At 66.3% G+C, this 18729-nt stretch carries 12 protein-coding genes; 4 read left to right on the top strand and 8 right to left on the bottom strand.

Annotation, left to right across the window (positions count from 1 at the left end):
• Positions 1-76: 76 nt before the first annotated feature.
• The 6 genes from FA85_RS08520 to FA85_RS08495 form a co-directional block, all read right to left on the bottom strand.
• The gene (locus FA85_RS08520) at positions 77-3346 is read right to left on the bottom strand and encodes a dermonecrotic toxin domain-containing protein (RefSeq protein ID WP_036109680.1); all 3270 of its coding nucleotides are present in this window, start codon (positions 3344-3346) and stop codon (positions 77-79) included.
• 139 nt (positions 3347-3485) lie between these two features.
• Positions 3486-4235 (bottom strand): bifunctional demethylmenaquinone methyltransferase/2-methoxy-6-polyprenyl-1,4-benzoquinol methylase UbiE, encoded by a 750-nt coding sequence (gene ubiE, locus FA85_RS08515; protein ID WP_036109683.1) that lies wholly within the window; start codon positions 4233-4235, stop codon positions 3486-3488.
• A gap of 67 nt (positions 4236-4302) precedes the next feature.
• Positions 4303-7512 (bottom strand): dermonecrotic toxin domain-containing protein, encoded by a 3210-nt coding sequence (locus tag FA85_RS08510; protein ID WP_036109687.1) that lies wholly within the window; start codon positions 7510-7512, stop codon positions 4303-4305.
• Between the two features lie 91 nt (positions 7513-7603).
• Positions 7604-10219, bottom strand: a complete 2616-nt coding sequence (gene plsB / locus FA85_RS08505) for a glycerol-3-phosphate 1-O-acyltransferase PlsB (protein ID WP_428977040.1) — start codon at positions 10217-10219, stop codon at positions 7604-7606.
• A 17-nt stretch (positions 10220-10236) separates the two neighbouring features.
• Positions 10237-11208 (bottom strand): hypothetical protein, encoded by a 972-nt coding sequence (locus FA85_RS08500; protein WP_051943223.1) that lies wholly within the window; start codon positions 11206-11208, stop codon positions 10237-10239.
• A gap of 218 nt (positions 11209-11426) precedes the next feature.
• A complete protein-coding gene (locus FA85_RS08495) occupies positions 11427-12344 on the bottom strand; it encodes a 5'-nucleotidase, lipoprotein e(P4) family (RefSeq protein WP_036109688.1) in 918 nt (305 codons plus the stop codon).
• A 146-nt stretch (positions 12345-12490) separates the two neighbouring features.
• Between FA85_RS08495 and FA85_RS08490 the strand changes: the two genes are divergently transcribed.
• Positions 12491-13510, top strand: a complete 1020-nt coding sequence (locus tag FA85_RS08490) for an AI-2E family transporter (RefSeq protein WP_036109691.1) — start codon at positions 12491-12493, stop codon at positions 13508-13510.
• A 48-nt stretch (positions 13511-13558) separates the two neighbouring features.
• The gene (locus tag FA85_RS08485) at positions 13559-14578 is read left to right on the top strand and encodes an AI-2E family transporter (RefSeq protein ID WP_036109694.1); all 1020 of its coding nucleotides are present in this window, start codon (positions 13559-13561) and stop codon (positions 14576-14578) included.
• Between the two features lie 28 nt (positions 14579-14606).
• Here FA85_RS08485 and FA85_RS08480 read toward each other — a convergent pair whose 3' ends face one another.
• Both FA85_RS08480 and FA85_RS08475 read right to left on the bottom strand, forming a co-directional pair.
• Positions 14607-15050, bottom strand: a complete 444-nt coding sequence (locus tag FA85_RS08480) for a lysozyme inhibitor LprI family protein (RefSeq protein ID WP_036109697.1) — start codon at positions 15048-15050, stop codon at positions 14607-14609.
• A 98-nt stretch (positions 15051-15148) separates the two neighbouring features.
• Positions 15149-17143, bottom strand: a complete 1995-nt coding sequence (locus FA85_RS08475) for a UvrD-helicase domain-containing protein (RefSeq protein ID WP_036109700.1) — start codon at positions 17141-17143, stop codon at positions 15149-15151.
• 156 nt (positions 17144-17299) lie between these two features.
• Here FA85_RS08475 and FA85_RS08470 point away from each other — a divergent pair, with 156 nt between their 5' ends.
• Positions 17300-17953 carry a thymidine kinase gene (locus FA85_RS08470; protein ID WP_036109702.1) on the top strand — a complete coding sequence of 218 codons (654 nt, stop codon included), beginning with the start codon at positions 17300-17302 and terminating at the stop codon, positions 17951-17953.
• The gene (locus FA85_RS08465; RefSeq protein ID WP_036109706.1) at positions 17950-18723 is read left to right on the top strand and encodes a hypothetical protein; all 774 of its coding nucleotides are present in this window, start codon (positions 17950-17952) and stop codon (positions 18721-18723) included. The genes FA85_RS08470 and FA85_RS08465 overlap by 4 nt, the downstream gene beginning before the upstream one ends.
• Positions 18724-18729 lie beyond the last annotated feature (6 nt).

Genomic DNA, 18729 nt, shown 5'->3' with positions numbered 1-18729 from the left:
TGGAAGGAAGCACCCAGTATGCCATTCATGCCCGGATCGATCCGGCGCGTTACGCACCGGATCGACGGGTTGGCCTTCAGCGCGGAAGGCGCGGCCAGGTGCCGAGTTCGAACTCGTTCCCCCATAGCCATACGTTCGGCGGGGCCGCCCGCGGCGCGCCGGTCGGCAGTCTCGGCCGGATCGTGAGGGTTCCGGGATCGCCGATACCGTACCGCAGCAGGTCGAATGGAGGCAGCAACGACCCGGTCTGCCGTGTGGCGATCGTTCGCAGGTCGATGCGCAGCCACGCTCCCTTGAGCGACCCGTACGTGGCGCCGGCGATTCCGGGAAACGCGGTGTAGGGCGAGTGCGAATAGACGGGAATCCCGGTGTGCGTGAACAGCCGGTGCTGGCGTATCGAGACGGCAGCGCCCCGGAACAGGTCCGCCTGATCGCGCGGCAGGTAATACCACACGGTCGCCGGCCACTCGGACGGCGGAACGACCACCATGTTCGCGGGTGCCGTGCCCACACTGAGGTCGTGCACGAGTCGGGATGACGCCACGAGCGAGCGGTTGATGGGGGCTCCGGGAAGGTGACGGGCAAGACGCAGCGCTTCGCGCCAGGTCGATGCGTGGGCGCCCGCCGGCACAGCGGCGGTTCCGGTGCCGCGAAGCACCTGGACCGCCTCGTCCGAGCCCCCGGCGAGCCGCGACAGCTCGCGCAGGAGGATGTCGCGCTGGGCCAAGTTGAGTGCCCCGACCTCCGGATCGGTGAGACCCCGGTCGCGCAGCAGCACGTGCATCTCCGGGGTGACCGCATGCGGTGCGCCGCCGAGCAGGCCGACGTCACGCCGATACGTCCACACGCCGTCCGGCGAGCGGGCGATCGCCGGCCCCGTGAAGTTCGCATCGGGTGCGCCCGCGCGCGTGAGACGCCAGGTCGCGTGTTCGCGGTCGTAGCGGACGCCGTAGACCTTGTCATGCTGGCGCAGGTAATGCCGCCCGCCCGTCACGTGGAAACCTTCCGAACTGCGCGTCGCTCCCGCCAGATCGACGGTGACCTCGAAGCGTGACTCGAACACGGCGTCGGCCCGGGGGATGCTTCGCCGCGTCGGCGTAAGCAGGGTGGACGAAGCCCGTGCGCGTACCATCGCACCGGCGACGCGTGGCAGCACCGGACGAAGGCCGATGACGTTCAGCGCCGAGGTATAGCCATCGACGATGTCGAGGTAAGCCTGCGAGTAGTCGCCCGCCCTGACGTTGTCATAGAAGCGCCAGGACGCCTGGAACGTGCGCGGTACCGACTGCACGACGCTGGACACGGTGTGCGCGACGGCGCGTTCCTGCCAGGCGATGACGGACATGAGCGACGCGAGTACGGCCTGACGCCCCTCGGCATCGGCCTCGCCGGTCGTCCGGGACCCCGCGCGCACATCGTGCAGCATGTGATCGACGGAGGCGTCGTACATGGCCTTGAGGAAATCGTCGTGAATCTCGCGCTCTTCGAAGGGACTGTCCATGCGCGACTGGCCCGCATTTCCCTGCTGCGACAACACCCAGTTCGCCAGACGCGAACCGTCGCTCATGCGGAACCGCCGGCTGCCGTTCTGCTCGGTCTGCGCGAATTCCGCGGGAAGCCGGTCGAGCAGGTAGCTTTCGAAAGTGGGATTGAGCAGGAATTCCCGTGCCGCTTCGGCGCGCGAAGCGAACTCGCGATACGTGCGACCATCCGGCGCGTCGGGTGTATAGAAAACCACACGCGACGAGGCACGGCTGTCACGCGGGGCGACGAAGACCATGTCCGATAGAGGTACGCCCTTGAACGTGAGCTGGTGAACGACGACGTCGTGACCGAGTACCTTCGCGCGCCGTCCTGGCGTTGGCGCATCGAGCGCGGCGGCGAGCAGCCGGTAGCCGAACTCGCCCTGATCGTCGTAGAAGCTTCGCGGCTCGTCCCGGCGGTAATAGGCGATCCGCGCGTCGGCGGCTTCGAACCGCATCCGCGCCTGCTGCAACGCGATCGCGAAATCGCGCGACGTCGCTCCGGCCGGTGTCGAACGCAGACGCGATTCGAGGTATTCCGCGTAGCGCCGCCCCGCGTCGAGCTCGCGGATCATTGTCGCGAGCGCCGCACCGTTCAGGGGTACGGACAGTGGCTGCCCGTCCTCGCGCGATACCGCGCCCACGGACAGGCCATGCGACGCGATATTGCGCAACGCCAGCGCGACCAGCGGCACCTTCCGCCCCTGCGTTCCGCCGAACAGCATGGACAGCGTGGCGATCGGATCGCCGGTCGGCATGTCCGCCATGGTGACCGCGAGGGTGGATGGATCGTCCGTGATGCCCAGCGGTATGAGCCGCGCCGCGAGCTGCGCGCGCACGAAGGCGTCGAGCGAGAGGGCCTCGGTCATGCCTTCACCGCGCCTCGCTTCGCCCATGCCCTGCATCGTGTTCCGGTAATCGGCGCGGGCGCGATACCAGTCGTCGCGCACGGCGACGGGAACGTCGCGCAGACGTGCCTCGTCGATCGCTTCCGCGAGCCGTATGTCGCGCTGATCGAGCGCAGCGTGAACATCGACGTAGGACGACAGGCGCAAGGCTGCGGTGACATGGTCCACCAGACCGGCGACGTCGCAGTCGCCCGCGGCGAACCGATCCCATGCGCTGCCGATCTTCCCGGCCTGGGTCGCGACAATGCGTTCCGCGAGGCGTGCGAAAGGTTGTTCGCCCAGGGGACGTTCGCTTACCGCCACGCCCTCGCCGAGCACGAGCGGCGAGGCGTCGTCGACGGCGACCAGGCCATGACCCGACGCGAGTGCCTGGCGCAAGCGATGGTCGAGCACCTGCCGGAGCGTTTCCACACCGTCGAAGCGTTCCCATCCACGGTCGGGCGTGAAGGCGAGGACGAGGTCGGGCCGGCTGCCGTCTTTGACGACGAAAGCGCCCGCATAGGCACTGCCCCCGACGAGCAGCTCACTCATCGTCACGGAGGCGGGCAGCGGGGCTCCGCCTGCGCGCGAGGCGATCATGGCGAGGTCCGCCGCCGCGGCGTCCAGGGTGCCGTCGTCGCGTAGCAGGGCGCCGTCGTCGCGAGCCACGTCGGCCATGCGCTGTGCAAGGGCGCTCACGCGCGTCCCCGGGGCCATGCCGGGCGCACCGTCGACCGGGGCCTGCCAGTGCGCATGCAAGGCGCCGAGAAACGCGGCCTTGCCATCCACGTCGGGAGCGTCGGGAAGTACGGGCAGGGAATCCTGCTGCGCGATCAGCCAGGCCTGCGCTGCGTCGAGGCGGGCGACGGTGTCGATGCTCGCCTGCGAGGCGTCGCTGACGATCGCAGGGGGTGCCTGCGGCGGGGTCATGTCCATGTGCGTCCTTTGCGTGGGATATCACGCAAAGGTTAGGCAGTCGCCGTACGGAGATATGTCCCCGTGCTCACCGACTTCCGGTCAGCGCCGCGACAGCGAGCGCGTCGGAATAAACCTCGTCAGAACGAGCCCCGCGCTTTCAGAGCTTATAAGCGCGATGGATGGCGACGATGCCATTCGTCAGGTTGCGAACTTCCACGTGGCCGAAGCCGGCCTTCAGCATCATGCCTTTCAGGGTTTCCTGGTCGGGATGCTTGCGAATCGACTCCGCCAGGTACTGATAGCTGTCGGCATCGTTGGCGAACAGCTTGCCCAGGCGGGGCAGGATGCGAAACGAATGCACGTCGTAGAGTTTCGAGAGGACGGGACTCTGCACCCTGGAAAATTCGAGCACGAGCGCGCGGCCGCCGGGCTTGAGAATGCGATGCATGTCCGCCAGCGCCTTGTCCTTGTCGGTGACATTGCGCAGGCCGAAAGCGATCGTCACCGCATCGAAGCTGTTGTCGGGAAACGGCAGTGCCTCGGCATTCATTTGCGCCCAGCGCAAGCCGGAGACGAGTCCGCGATCGGTGAGGCGATCGCGGCCGACGCCGAGCATCGCCGCATTGATGTCGCCGACCACCACTTCACCATCGTCGCCCACGACGGGTTTCAGCAGAGCGGCGATATCCCCCGTGCCACCCGCGAGATCGAGTACGCGGTCACCACGACGCACGCCGCTCACCGCCACGAAATGGCGCTTCCACAGGCGGTGGATGCCGAACGACATGAGGTCGTTCATCAGGTCGTAGTTTCGGGCGACCGAGGTGAACACCTGGCCGACGAGCTTCTGCTTGTCGGCGACAGGCACGTCGCGGAAACCAAAGTGGGTGGTATCGGTCTTTTCCATCCGGCGATGGTACCCCGGTTGCCGCCCCCCGGCGAGCGCAGGGCTCGTCGGGAAGCGGCGGGCGCGGTCACGGCAAGGCCTGGCGTCCCGCGGTGAAGTCGCCCGGCTCAAGGCCGAGGAAGTTGATGGAGAACCCCGTGTCGGGCTGGATCACATAGGTGATTTCCGCGCCACGACGATCCTCGATCACCCGGATGGTCGGCCTGCCGTTCGGTCCCGGACGGTGCCGGTAGCGGTCCAGGTGCACTTCCACCCACTCCTGTGACCGCGCACCCGGCACGTTGCCCGTGGCCATCCCGGCGACGCGTGCCGCGGGCGGTGTGCGTGTCGCCGGCAGGCCGCGCAGCCCGGTGCCCGGCGACACCTGCAGCGGAATCACCTGCGACCCGTTGCCGAGGGCGCCGTAAAAGCCCGCCGGGTAGTGAAACAGGGAATTCGGCCATTCGCCCGGACTCAGCACGCGCCACGAGGCGCCGGGCCCCGGTTGCGCGCCGAGCGGCAGCGGCTCGGTCGGTGCGCCGCGGGCCGTGCGGAGCGCGTCGTTCCACGCCGTCCGCTGGCGCAGCGTGACGAAGCGGGGGTGCGGCTGCGACGTGACATCCCAGACGATCAGATTGGCTTCTCCCGCGCTGCGCAGCCGTTGTGCGAACGACTGCTCGAACGTCCAGCGCTGGAAGTCGCTCAGACCGGCAAGTTCCTGGCCGGTCACGCCGCGCGAGGCGGGTTGCGGGAATGCCGCGTCGTCCACCCAGCCGCCCCTTAGCCCCACACCTGTGCGCAGGCGCCAGCCGCCGTAGGCCACCGGCTCGATGGCCGGGCCTGCGAAAGCCGCATCCAGGGCGTTCGGGCGGGCAAGCCGCCACGTACCCGAGGCCGCGTCATGGCGAACTTCGAAGACGGACTCCTGCTGGCGGATGTAGCGCCGGCCGTCTAGCCGGTGCACGCCGAGAGCGTCGGACGGTATGCCGGAGAGATCGACATCCCGGGCCGCGTAACGAGGATCGAGCCGCTGACGCGGGTCCGTCAGGCGGAGGCCGGCATCCAGGCTGCGCAGCCCGCCTGCTGGAGGACGCAGCGACAGGCGCGGGCGCAGCGCCTTGCCGAATCCCGCTCCCCAGCCGGCGACCTGAAGCGATGCGGTGTAGGCTTCGGTGAAATCGACGAACGCCTGGCGGCGGTCACCCGCCTTGACGTTATCGTAAAAGCGCCACGTGGCACGCAGCGCCTGGCCGACAGCGCTGAGCGAGTCCTCGACCAGTGCCTCCGGGCCGCGAAACGCACGCAGAACGACCGCCAGCGTGGCGGTGATCGACTCCCTGTCCGCCTGGTCCGTGCTTCGACCGATCCAGGCGACGTCACGGGCCTGGCGTTCCACCTCCGCGTCGAAGAGTGCGGTACGGACGTCGCCGTCGACGTCGCGTTCCTCGAACCGGGCCTCGGTAAGGGTGCCACGGCCGTCACCGGCGGCCGACAGCACCCAGTGCGAACGGCGGGTCGCCTCCGAGATGCGGAACCGACGTCCGCCCCCCTGGGGCACGGGCTCGCTGAATTCCGCCGGCAGCCGCTGCAACAGGTATTGCTCGAACGCCTTGGCATAGAACAGCTGCCGTCCCGCTGTCGCACGGTCGCTGAATTCGTGAAAAGGCCGGCCATCGGGTGCATCGGGGGTGTAGATCACGACGCGCGGTGAACTTGCCGGATCGTGCACGCCGATGATGAGCACATCGCTGACAGCGGCGCCGCGATAGACCAGCTGTCGCACCGTGACACGGTGACCGCCGACGCGACGGCGCGCCGCCGCGGAGGGAGCGTCGAGTACGGCTTCCACCAGGCGATAGCCGCGCTCCTCGTGGTCGTCGAGGAAGACCGGTGTCTCGCCGCGAAGGTAGGTCGCCATGCGCGCGGACGCCGCTTCGACACGCATCCGCGCCTGCTGCAGGCGCATGGTCGACTGGCGGAACGCGCGTCCGGCGGGGTCGCTCATGCGTGCGCGCAGATAAGCCTCATAACGCGGAGCGAGATCGAGACGGCGTGCGATATCCCTGATGGTAGCGATGTCGGGCGCTCGCACCCCGTCGGGTAAGGCGGTCGAGACGACACGAAGGCGTCGTGCATCGATGTGGCCGGTGTTGCGCAAGGCGAAGGCGGCCAGACTCATGCGCGTAACGGGGTCGGCTGGCGCGGTCCCCAGCGCGGGGACCGTAAGCGCTTCGCTTCCGGAGGCTTCGATACCGATATCGTCGGGGTCGATCGGGAAACCGCGGGAAGCCAGCGCGGACGCGAGTTCCGTCCGCGTCCACGTGGCCAGCGTCGACGGTGCCTCGCCATCCTGTCGCGTGGCGTCACCGGAGCGCGCGCTGGCGTGGCGGTAGGCGCTGACGGCGTCACGCCAGCCCTGTGCCACGTCCGCCGGCACACGGGCGAGCCGCTCCTCGTTCAGCGCCACCGCGAGGCGAGTCTCGCGCTGGCCGAGGATGGCGAAGACGTCGACTGTTACCGACAGATCGAGCGCGGACGAGGTTTCGTCGGCCACCGCCTCCGGCGTGGGAGCATCGGTCGACGATGGCCAGGCGTCCGTGAGTTCACTTCTCTGCAGGGCGACGAGCGATTGCGCCATCGCATCGAACACGGGACCCTCGATGGGAGCCGATCCCACGAACCGCCCGTTGGCGATCACGCGCTGCGTGTCGTCGGCGCGCAATCCCGGAAGTTTTCGCTGGGCGGCAAGCCGCTCGCGCATCATCGTCTCGGTCTGCGCATGCAGTTGCTCGAGGCTGGCGAAGGCATCCCACCCGCGATCGGGCAGGAAGCGAAGGACGATGTCGGGGTGGTTGCTGTCGAGCAGCACAACCGCGCCGGCACAGGCGACATCGCCGATGAGCAGCGAGCGCGCCTCCATGCCGGGCGGCGGCAGGCCGTCGGCCGAGCGCGCGAAGCGCGTGGCGAGCTCGACGGCGAGCGTTCCCAGCGTGTCGTCGCTACGGCGAACGATGGCTTCGTCGCGCATGATCGCCGCAAGCCGGGTGGCGAGTGCGGCGACACGTGTCACGGGAGCCGTTCCCGGCGCATCGTCGACGGATTGTCGCCAGTAAGCATCCAGCCCGGCGAGATAGGCGTCGCGGCTCTCGATCATGAGAGACGCGGGCAGTACCGGCAACGCATCCTGCTGCCGGCCTAGCCATGTCTGGGCGTCTGTCAATCGCTGGAGGGCATCGATGGCCTCCTGCTGGGTGCTGCTGACGACGGCAGGCGGCGCCTGCGGTGGAGTCGTATCCATGGTGCGTCCTTTGCGTGGGGAATCCCGCGCAAAGGTTAAGCACACCGCCCGCCGACATCTGTCCCCGTTGAGAGCGACAGCGTGTCGGCGCTTACTCCGCCGGATGTTCCCGGTGGCGGATCGTCTCGTTCGCCACGTGCCGCTCGTGCAGCGACTCGGCGGTGGTTTCGCCGGGATCGCTCGGCGGGCGGGCGTCGAGATCGCGGTCGTTTTCGCCGCCGGGGGTGATCTTCAGGATCGAATGGCGCACCTCGCGAGCGAGGATGACGCGTGCGTCACGCACCATGTCTTCCAGCGCGTCGCTGAAGTCGAGTTTGCCGGCGTTGTCGGTCCATACGACCTTCACCTCGCGCAGCTTCTGGATGAATCCACGGAACAACGCCTTGTCGAAGAACTCCGGCGCGGACAGCTCATTGAGCAGGCCGAGGCGCTGAGCGGTAAGCGTACACGCGGTTTCGAGTTCGCCCGAGCTCATCGTGTGCGGACCGTTCTTCACCAGCGCGGCGATGGCGATGTAGTAACGCTCGAAGGCCTGCAACATGCTGCGTGCGATGACACGCAGCTGATAGGAGCCGTCGTCCTGGCCGGGCCCGCGTTCGAGCACGCGGCCTTCGGCGCTGGACTCGAGGATGCCGCGGCGCACGAAGAACTCGATCGTTTCCTGGATCTGCGTGGCGAAACCGTCCTGATCCCAGGGCAGGAAAAGCTCGCCCTGGATGAACGGATAAATGATCCTGCCCAGCCGGATGACCGACGAACGGGACATGCGGCGGTTGTTGAGGAAGCACGCCGCCACCCAGGCGGCGGCCGCATTGAGGTGAAGAACGTTGTTGCGGAAGTAGGAGAGCAGCACCGCCTGCTCGTCGTCGGTGACCAGCACGTCGCCAAGCGGGTGCCTGACGCGACGGATCCAGCCCATCTGCTCGCCGTACGCGATGATGCCCTGTGGATTCATGGGCGTGATCGTGACGCGATCCGAATAAGGCAGTTCGATGAACATCGCCTTGGTCAGCTCGAGCTGCGCGAGCAGGTCGTTTTCCGCCATCGCGTGCTTGGGCGTCGCCAGCAAGGCGAGCGCAAGCAGGTTGATCGGGTTGACGTCCGCTGCGCGGTTGATGTTGATCTGGATGCGGTCGGCGAGATCGTCGACCACGCTGTTCATCCATTCCGGTTTGACGTCCGGATCCGCGGTCGTCGCGCGCCAGTCGGGTGCGACGGCATCGAGCATCGGGGTGAGTTCGATGGGCTCACCGAAGTTCAGCGTGACGTGGCCATAGCGCTGACGCAGCACCTTGAGTCCGCGGATCAGCCCGAGCAGCGATTCCTTTTCCTTGGGCTTGCCGGACAATTCGCCGATGTACGACTTGCCCTCCATCAGCTTCTCGTAACCGATATACACCGGCTGGAACAGCACGGGGCGGCGCGGCGCACGAAGGAACGCACGCAGCGTCATCACCAGCATGCCAGCGCGCGGGGCAAGCAGGCGACCGGTACGCGAGCGGCCGCCCTCGATGAAGTATTCCAGCGGAACGCCGCGATCAACCAGCTGCGCGAGGTATTCGTTGAACACTACGGAATAAAGCGCGTTTCCCTTGAAGCTGCGACGCAGGAAGAACGCGCCGCCGCGACGCAGTATCGGTCCGACCACGGGCAGGTTGAGATTGACGCCGGCAGCGATGTGCGGCGGCACGACCCCGGAGTGATGCAGCTGGTATGAAAGCAGCAGGTAGTCGGTGTGACTGCGATGGCAGGGCACGTAGATCACTTCATGACCCGGCGCGGCGGCGCGTGCCTTGTCGAAGTGGTGCATGGCGATGCCGTCGTAGAGCTTGTTCCAGAAGTTCGCGAGCAGAAACGAGGACGAACGCACGACGGGATGCGAATAGTCGGCCGAGATCTCCAGGGCGAAATCCCGTGCGCGGCGCTGCGCTTTCGCCAGCGTGATGTTTTCCTTGCTCGCTGTGGCGGCGATCGCGTCGCGCACCGGCTCGGTGTTGAGCACGGCGTCGACGACGGTGCGTCGATGCGACAGATCGGGACCGATGACCGCCGCGCGGATGCGACGGAAGTGCGTACGCAGCACGCGGGCGATCTTGCGCGTCAGGCGTTCCGGCGTGAGACCGCGCGATTCGTCGAGCACCGAGCGCAGCGATACGGGCGCCGAAAAGTGCACCACCGTATCGCGTCCGTTGAGCAGCAGCGCCAGCATGCGCCGGAAGCGTCCGACGACCAGCCAGTTCTCGGCGAAGAGCACGCTGAACCAGCCGCTCTCACGGTTGGGTGCGCGACCCACGTAGATGGAGACGGGCACGATCTGGATGTCGCGCGAGGGATCGTCCTCAATCGCCCGGATGAGCTGCCCAATGGGTTCCTTCGGACCACGGGCATCCGTACGACCGAACAGCCAGCCATGACGGCGACTGAGCGAGAACACCGAGCGACGGCGGCGCCCCGGCAGATCGAGCAATTGCATCGGGCTCGGCAGGCCGGCCTCGCGGCACGCGCGCTCCAGGATCAGCGCGTCCGAGGTGCCATCGCGCTCGATGGCGTAACACACGGCCGCCCCGCTCCTGAGTAATACGGCGGGTTCGGCGGGCTCGCGTTTGATCCGCACCCAGGGTTCGAGAAGCCGCCCCAGCAGCTTGAACCACCAGGGCGAACGGGCGACATGGACGTGCGGATCCGCACTCATCGGAATTTCTGACATCGTGGGATTGTACGGCTTCAGCGGCCCCGGGCGACCGCGACGGGTGCGCCTGGGCTTCGCGTGGGAGGAGCGACCGTGCTCGCCGGGGCAGGCGCGGTGGCCGATGGCGCCGGCGGCGCAAGGCGCGCGTGGTCGTCGCGGACGCGCTGCAGCAGATCGCTGTCGTACCACCGCCCATCGAGCAGAACGAGGGTCGCGTCGGTCTGGATCGGCTTGTCGAGCAAGGTGTAGGTGATCGTGACGTGCGCCGATCCACCGCTGTTTTCCAGTGTATCGATGCTGACGGAGTCGAAGCTCTTGTCGACCGACAGGCCATAGACATCGAGCAGGCGTTTGAAGCCGAGCCAGGCGGTCGACCATGTCGCCATGGATTGCTCGAACGTCATCTGGTGCAGCGCGTCAGGCGTGGACAGGCCAGCCTTGCGGGCCGTGTCGACCAGCACGCCGATGGCTTCCTTCGCGCGGGCCTGATCGCCCCAGGCCACCGTCTGGGTCCACGGGGCGATGACGTTGACCGCCTCCCGGAGCTGCCGCTTCTGCGGCACGGTGAGGTCCTTGGCCTGATCGATCGCCGTGAGCGCCATCGACTGGCCCACACCGGAAATCAGGGGCATCTGGTCTTTATAGTCGCGATCGAAGCGTACGAGGGTCGGCCGCAGGTCGGCGAACAGCTTCTTCTCCGCGTCCGGATCGGTCAGGCGTTTCACACCGGCCTCGAACTTGGCGCGGTCGTCCGGATCCATCGGCGTCTCCGCTTCGTTACGACGCGGCCAGTCCTTGCGCAGATTGTCGAAGTCGGCCGGCGGGAGCGCGTTCTTCCAGAACAGGTCGAACTTGCCGTCGCGGATCAGGGCGAGCGACTCGCGTGTGGCGTCTTCGGGTGAGCCACCGCCGGGCGTGCCGGCCATTTCCGCTTTTTTCTTGTCGCAGGCGGCGACAAGCGCAAGCAGGGCCAGAAGGACCGGTACGAGCAGGAGGGGGCGGCGCATAGGGGAGGGCTTCTCGCGTCTCGGCACAGCGGGGACGGGGAGCGTACAAGAAAAAACCCCGGAGACTCATCGTCTCACGGGGTTATCCAGCCCGAAGCCGGAAAGGGAAATGGCCTTGCCCGCATTGCTTTTGGCGCCACGGGTTTCGGCGAGAGGGATGATAGTTGGACGACATTGCTAAAGCAATACGTCACAAACATCCATCTAAGTATCTGATTTTACTTGATGCGAAGCGCGTCGATCTTCTTCTGGCGGCGCTCGGCACGGGGCAGATCGTAGTCGTTGTCGAACAAAGCGGGCTCCCATGAGCCATAGGTCGGGTTCGGCAAGACGAACCAGCGTTCGCCGATCCATGCCGTGTAGGGTGCCATGGCCCTGGTCCGGCCTTCCTCCTTGTTGCCGGGGATGCTGGTGAAATCGCCGATCTGATCGCCGAACTGCATCAGCACGCGATAGTTCTTCGCCACCAGCTGACGGCGGCAGCTCTTCTCGCTGCCGGCCTGCTCGCAGCCTTCGACAAACGTTCCGAGGCCCAGGAACGATGCCTTGCCGGCCACCGGGAAGCCGGCCGAGCGCAGGTTGGCGAGGGTTGCCTCGTCCAGATCCTTGGCACGGTTGGAGACGTAGAAGACGGCGACACCGTGGTCCGCGGCGAAACGGGTGAACTCCACCGCGCCGGGCAGCGCACGGGCGGCCGCTTCCCTGCACCAGTCGGCCCAGGCGGCCTCGTTGAATTCACCGCCGGAGCGGATGAGACGCGCCTGATAGGGTGAGTTGTCCAGCACGGTCTCGTCGATGTCGAGGATCACGGCCGGCTTCAGGCCCTTGAGCGAGGGGTGCACCGCGCGGTCGTCCCGGGGCAGGGCGTCCCAGTTTGGATCCTGCTTCGCTTTGAGAATTTTCTCTTGTGCATTGCGGAACGTCTGCACGTAGATGAAGTCGTGCTCGCTGGCGCGCTGGGACCAGGCCACCGCGTTGAGATTGTCGTCGGCGGCGACGCCGGCCGTGGCCGGTGCCTCGACGGCGGCGGCAGGCGCCGACACCGCCGTCGGTGTGGACGCGGCGGGACGCTGCGCCTGCGCGCAGCCCGCGAGGGCGAGAGCGGCCGCGAGCGCGACCGGAGCGAACTTCATCATCAAAACCCCTTGTGGATCGGGTATCGGCACCCGAGGGGCGGCGATTCTCCACGGAGTTTACGACAGCCTGACGACGAGGCGCACGCCTCTGGCGCTGTGGCCCCGCGTACTGACAGACTGCGGTCTCACACACGACGAGGTCGTCCATGGACGCTTCCACCCCACGGACCCGCGCCGTGCGCATCGCCAGTTACGTCGCCGCCGCGGTCGGACTGTTGCTCATTCTCCTGCTGCGGCTCTTGCCGGCGTTGCTTGCCGGCCTGCTCGTCTACGAAATGGTCGTATCCACGGCGCCGCTCATGGGACGTCGCCTTCCCGGGGACCGTGCGCGCGTGCTCGCCGTCGCGGTGATAGGCGTGGTCGTGGTGGGGCTGCTCACGCTGTTGATCCTGGGCGGCATCAGTTTCTTCCGCAACGAGATCGGCAACCCGCAGGAGCTCTGGCAGGATCGCCTGATGCCGCTCGTCGAACGGGCGCGCCAGCAGTTGCCGGCGGCCATCGTCGATCGTCTGCCCGACAGCGTCGAAGCGCTGCGCTTCACGGCGATGGACTGGGCGCGCTCCCACGCCGTGACACTGCAGCTCGCTGGGAAGGAGGCGGCGCGCGTACTCGTGCATATTCTCATCGGCCTGATCCTCGGCGCCATCGTCGCGCTGAGCCGCACCCGCCCCACGCATCAGGTGGGGCCGTTCGCCGCCGAACTGTCGCTCCGCAGCGCGCGCCTGGCGGACGCGTTCCACAACATCGTGTTTGCGCAGATCAAGATATCCCTGGTCAACACCGCGTTCACGGCGATCTACCTGCTCTGCATCCTGCCGTTGTGCGGCGTGCACCTGCCGCTGACCAAGACCCTGATCATCGTCACCTTCATCGTCGGCCTGCTGCCGGTGATCGGCAACCTGCTGTCCAACACGGCGATCACCATCGTCGGCCTGTCCGTGTCCCTGTACGTCGGCCTGGGTGCCCTGGTCTTCCTGATCGTCATCCACAAGCTGGAGTACTTCCTCAACGCACGTATCGTCGGTACCCAGATCCGGGCCCGCGCCTGGGAGCTGCTGGTGGCCATGCTGATGTTCGAGGCCGCCTTCGGCCTGCCCGGCGTGGTCGCGGCCCCCATCTTCTATGCCTACCTCAAGTCTGAACTCGAAGCGGAACGCTTGATCTGACGTTCATCTCCTTGCTGGTGGAATCGCCGCCAGTTCAAGGAGTTCCGTATGATCCGCACGCCTGGAGATTCCCGCGCCGTCCGCATCGCCACCTACGTCCTCGCGGCGCTGGCGTTGTGGGGCGTGCTGATGCTGCACCTGGTTTCGGCCCTCCTGGCCGGCCTGCTGGTCTATGAGGTCGTCGAGGCGCTGACGCCGTTGATCCGACGGGTGATCCCCGGCGAGCGTGCGCGCCCGATCGCCGTGGGTGTCGTCACGATCATCGTGGTCGGGGCGATCATCCTGCTGGTGTTCGCGGCGCTCAGCTTCTACCGGCGCGATATCGGCGATCCCCAGGAACTGTGGGACAGCAAGCTGGTGCCCTTGCTCGACAAGGCACACGAGCAGCTGCCGGCGTGGCTGACCACTCGCCTGCCGGACAGCTTCAACAATTTCCGATCGCAAGGGATGGGATGGGCGCATGAGCACGCGGGCGACCTGAAGCTCGTGGGCACGACCGCGGCGCGCGTCATGGCGCATATCCTGATCGGTCTCGTGCTGGGTGCGATCGTTGCCGTATCGCACGGGGCCGGTGGCCGTCCGGCCAAGCCCTTGGCGTTCGAACTCTCGACGCGCACGATGCGCCTGGCTCAGGCCTTCCACAACATCATTTTCGCCCAGCTGAAGATCTCGGCGATCAACACGGCGCTCGCGGCGTTGTTCCTATTGGTGGCTCTGCCGATTCTCGGCATCCATGTGCCGCTGGCGAAAACGCTGGTGGCGGTGACCTTTGTCGTCGGGTTGCTGCCGGTCGCGGGCAACCTGATTTCGAATACGCTGATCGTCGTCGCGGCGCTGTCCGTCGGACTCTGGGTGGGCGTCGCGGCGCTGGTCTTCCTCGTGGTCGTCCACAAGCTCGAATACTTCCTCAACGCGAAGATCGTCGGCGGGCAGATTCGCGCGCGGACGTGGGAGTTGCTGATCGCGATGCTGGTGTTCGAGGCGGCGTTCGGTATTCCGGGTCTTGTGGCGGCTCCGATTTACTACGCCTACCTCAAGAGCGAGCTGGAGGCGGAGCGGCTTATCTGATCCGCTCCTTCCCTGAAACCGAGGCTAGCTAGTCGCCGATGGAAAATAAATAATTTTCCAGAACGTTCGCGCGCTCGCAGTACCTGAATAGCTCGGCGTTGGCTACGTCAACATTGGCGACCTGATTAGTGCCGCCGATGGCAGTCTCGGCAGCTACCGTTTTGACGTTGAAATCCAGCCATGCACGCTCGGCTACCTTGACGGCCTCCCTGGTTCTGTCGTCCAGCTTCCTCATTAACTGCCCGTAGGCCTTGTTGAGACGAGCGTCCTGGATACTTCGCTCCGACGCGAGGCATTTTCCAAGCAGTGCCTGGTCGAGGCCGGCGTTATCAACGCACGCATAGAGCGCTTCTGTGATTCCTTTCGGCGCACTGCGGCGCATTGCCTGAGCCGTAAGACTTTCAGCGCCGAAGGCGGAGGTCCCAAACGTAAGAACCGTCATGCACAGGGCTAGCAAAATACCTGTCTTCATCTTTCGTTTCTTCCATGCGTTCGCCGGTTAACGTTATCTGGCGGCCATCCACGCGGTACATCAGCTTCGCCTCGAACGACCTGCCGGATTCGCAGTTGTTATCCACCGCCCGCCAGCATCGCCCTGATGCGCGCGATATGCGTATCGGCCGCTTCCTTCTTTACCTCGGCATCCGCATCCGGGTCTTTGCCATCCCAGTGCAGATCGTCCTGGGGCAGTTCGTCGAGGAAGCGACTCGGATCGTTGGACAGCACCTCGCCGTACTTGCGCGAGCGTGCCGAGAACGACAGCGTCAGCATTTCCTTGGCGCGTGTGATGCCGACATACATCAACCGTCGTTCTTCATCGAGACGGCCTTCGTCGATCGCGCCTTCGTGAGGCAGCGTGCCGTCTTCGCAGCCGACAATGAAGACGAAACGGAACTCGAGGCCTTTCGCCGAATGCAGCGTCATCATGCGCAACGCATTGCCCGGGTCGTCCCGATCCGCGTGGCTGAGCAGTGCGAGCTGCGCGGCGATATCGCCGGTGCGGCCGCCGTCCTTGCCCATCGCGCGGAACCAGTCGACCAGTTCGCGAAGGTTGCCGAGGCGGCGCTCGCGCAGCACTTCGTCCGTGGTGGATGCCGCGATCTGCGCGCCGTAACCCGTCTTTTCGATGACGGTGTTGACGAGGTCGGCCGCGCTTTCGTGCACGGCGTGGCTGCGCAGCTCGTCCATCAGGCGGGCGAAGCTGGCCAGTGCCGACGCGGGGCGGGCCGCGATGTTCTTCAACGCGCTGTCACTGCGCGCGGCGTCGAGCAGCGAGGCATTGCGTGCCTGCGCCATCTGGCCGAGCTTTTCGAGTGACGTGGCGCCGATCTCGCGCTTGGGTACGTTGACCACGCGCAGAAACGCGGCGTCGTCGGTCGGGTTGGTCAGCAGGCGGAGGTAGCACAGGATGTCCTTCACTTCCGCGCGATCGAGGAAGGACAGTGCGCCGCTCAGGTGATACGGGACGCGCGCGAGACGCAGCGCCTTCTCGATCACGCGCGCCTGAAAGTTGCCGCGGTACAGAATGCAGAAGTCATCCCAGCGGATGCCCTTGTCCTTGTACTTTTCATGCAGGCTCGCGGCGATCGAGGCGATGCGTTCCGCTTCGTGGTCGTTGTCCTTGCATTCCAGTACGCGGATGGGCGGACCTTCGACGTGGTCGCTCCACAGTTTCTTTTCGTGGACGTGCGGGTTGTTGGCGATCAGCTGGTTGGCCGCGCGAAGGATGCGCTTGGCGCAGCGGTAGTTCTGTTCGAGCTTGATCACGCGCAGGTTGGTGAAATCGCGCCCGAGCTGGTCGATGTTCTCGGGGTTCGCGCCGCGCCACGCGTAGATGCTCTGGTCGTCGTCGCCCACGCAGGTAAAGCGTGCCTTGGGGCCGGCGATGGCCTTGAGCAGACGATACTGCGCGTCGTTGGTGTCCTGGTATTCGTCGACCAGCAGGTAGCGCAGGCGCTCCTGCCAGATCGCGCGCGCCTCGTCGTCCGTCTCGAGGATACGAAGAGGCAGGCGGATCAGGTCGTCGAAGTCCACCGCGTTGAAGGCGGCCAGGCGCTGCTGGTACAGGTCGTAGATGGTCGCCGCTTCGATCTCGCGCGGGCTGCGCGCCGAGGCCATGGCTTCTTCGGGTGTCAGGCCACCGTTCTTGGCCTTGCCCACCAGGTTGCGGATGCCCTGGATCACCTCGGGCTTGACGCCCTTGGGCGAAAGCTCCTTGATCATGTTGGCGCTGTCGTCGGCGTCGAGCACGGAGAAGCCGCGACGCAGCTGCGCGCGATCGTGCTCGATCTGCAGGAACTTCAGCCCCAGTGCGTGGAACGTGCACACGGTGAGCGCCTTCGCCGACTGTTCGGAGATCAGCCTGCCCACGCGCTCGCGCATTTCCTTCGCCGCCTTGTTGGTAAAGGTGATGGCGGCGATCTTCTCGGCCGCCAGGTGGCGCCGTGAGATCAGGTGCGAGATTTTTTCGGTGATGACGCGTGTCTTGCCCGAGCCGGCACCGGCCAGCACGAGAAGGGGACCGTCGCAGTACTCGACGGCCGCGTGTTGTTGCGGATTGAGCATCGGGATTCGGGCCGGAGAGGACAGGCGAACGAGGACGGGGATGGTATCAGGTGCGGAGGTCGGCGGACCCCGGACTCGCCACTCTCAACGGCGGCGAGACTGCCGTGGCGGGCACTTGGCGGTACCATGGCCGGTCACGTTCCGGACCGATCCCGTATGGCCAAGCTGTATTTCTACTATTCGGCAATGAATGCCGGCAAGACCACGACGCTGCTTCAGAGCGCGCACAATTACCACGAGCGCGGGATGCGCACGCTGATCCTGACCCCGGCGCTGGACAACCGTTACGGCGAGGGCATCGTCGCCTCGCGGATCGGCCTGCAGGCGCGGGCGCTGCGTTTCGCCGGCGAAGAGGACATCTTCGTCATGGTCGAGCGCGATATCGCCGCGCGTGGACCCTTGCACTGCGTGCTGGTGGACGAGGCCCAGTTCATGAGCAGGAACCAGGTCTGGCAGCTGTCCGACGTGGTCGACCGCCTCGGCATTCCCGTGCTGGCGTACGGGCTGCGCACCGACTTCCGGGGTGAGCTGTTCGAGGGCAGCCGGTATCTGCTGGCCTGGGCGGACAACCTGGAAGAGATCAAGACGATTTGCCATTCCGGTAAGAAGGCGACGATGGTGGTGCGCGTGGATGAACACGGCCGCGCCGTCACCCAGGGGCCGCAGGTTGAGATCGGCGGCAACGACCGCTATGTCTCCGTCAGCCGCGCCGAGTTCAAGAGCATTACCGGTGGTGAAGGCCGTATCGAGCTGCAGCAATCCGTGCTGCCGCTCGGCGAATCCGATTCCGACGAAGGAAAGCCCGCGTGACCGAGACGACGACCACCGCCGCCAGCTGGCCGCGCCCCCATTGGCAGCCGAGTCACGAGGAGGCGGTCCTGCTCTTCTTCGTCTTCGGCGCTTTTCCGCAGGATCTCGCCATCCCCGCTGCCCGCTATGGCAGCCCGGGCCTGCCCGAAGGTGTGGAGTTGCAGCGTTTTCAGAACGCCGTGCTGTCGCGCTGGGAGGGGTACCCGCTGTCCGGTGCCCTCGGCGACCTGCTCCGCGAAGATAGCCCCGAGGCCTTTGCCGCCGCCAAGGCGGCGCCGCATGTGGTGGCGATCCGCGGCCGCTTCCCGGACCGCGACAATCTCGACTATCTGCGTGACACCCTCGGCGTTGTAGCCGCGCTGACCGACATCGGTGGCAAGGCCGTCGTCGATCCGCAGATCCTGACCCTTTTCGATGCCGCCGGCTGGCGCGAGCACTACCTGGTCCAGGGTGGCGCGCCGACGCGGAATCACGTGCTGATTCTCTGCAGCCCTGAGGAAACCAAGGGGCGCTCGTGGATCCGTACGCGTGGCATGCGCAAGTTCGGTCGTCCGGATATCAGCCTGACCAACGTGCCCGATCGCGACATCGACCGCGCGGGCGCCTTGTCCGAGCGCTTCGTCGACCTCGGGGCGCTGGGCGCGCATTTCGAGCAGGATCAGACCGTCGAGGTCGATGGGGTGAAGGGTGGCCTGACCGTGGCTCTCTCCGGTGACGAGAGCGATCCGCTGTTCAACAACTCGCATGCGGCGATGCGCTGGCCTGACTGAGTCAGC

The organism is Luteibacter mycovicinus, from assembly GCF_000745235.1.
Classification (GTDB): domain Bacteria; phylum Pseudomonadota; class Gammaproteobacteria; order Xanthomonadales; family Rhodanobacteraceae; genus Luteibacter; species Luteibacter mycovicinus.
This window is presented reverse-complemented; position numbering and strand designations above follow the sequence as displayed.

What these genes read in the sequence shown, in the direction of transcription:
- FA85_RS08520 (WP_036109680.1), bottom strand. Translation starts at nt 3,346, where the DNA reads ATGGACATGACCCCGCCGCAGGCACCCCCTGCGATCGTCAGCGACGCC.
- ubiE (WP_036109683.1), bottom strand. Translation starts at nt 4,235, where the DNA reads ATGGAAAAGACCGATACCACCCACTTTGGTTTCCGCGACGTGCCTGTC.
- FA85_RS08510 (WP_036109687.1), bottom strand. Translation starts at nt 7,512, where the DNA reads ATGGATACGACTCCACCGCAGGCGCCGCCTGCCGTCGTCAGCAGCACC.
- plsB (WP_428977040.1), bottom strand. Translation starts at nt 10,219, where the DNA reads ATGTCAGAAATTCCGATGAGTGCGGATCCGCACGTCCATGTCGCCCGT.
- FA85_RS08500 (WP_051943223.1), bottom strand. Translation starts at nt 11,208, where the DNA reads ATGCGCCGCCCCCTCCTGCTCGTACCGGTCCTTCTGGCCCTGCTTGCG.
- FA85_RS08495 (WP_036109688.1), bottom strand. Translation starts at nt 12,344, where the DNA reads ATGATGAAGTTCGCTCCGGTCGCGCTCGCGGCCGCTCTCGCCCTCGCG.
- FA85_RS08490 (WP_036109691.1), top strand. Translation starts at nt 12,491, where the DNA reads ATGGACGCTTCCACCCCACGGACCCGCGCCGTGCGCATCGCCAGTTAC.
- FA85_RS08485 (WP_036109694.1), top strand. Translation starts at nt 13,559, where the DNA reads ATGATCCGCACGCCTGGAGATTCCCGCGCCGTCCGCATCGCCACCTAC.
- FA85_RS08480 (WP_036109697.1), bottom strand. Translation starts at nt 15,050, where the DNA reads ATGAAGACAGGTATTTTGCTAGCCCTGTGCATGACGGTTCTTACGTTT.
- FA85_RS08475 (WP_036109700.1), bottom strand. Translation starts at nt 17,143, where the DNA reads ATGCTCAATCCGCAACAACACGCGGCCGTCGAGTACTGCGACGGTCCC.
- FA85_RS08470 (WP_036109702.1), top strand. Translation starts at nt 17,300, where the DNA reads ATGGCCAAGCTGTATTTCTACTATTCGGCAATGAATGCCGGCAAGACC.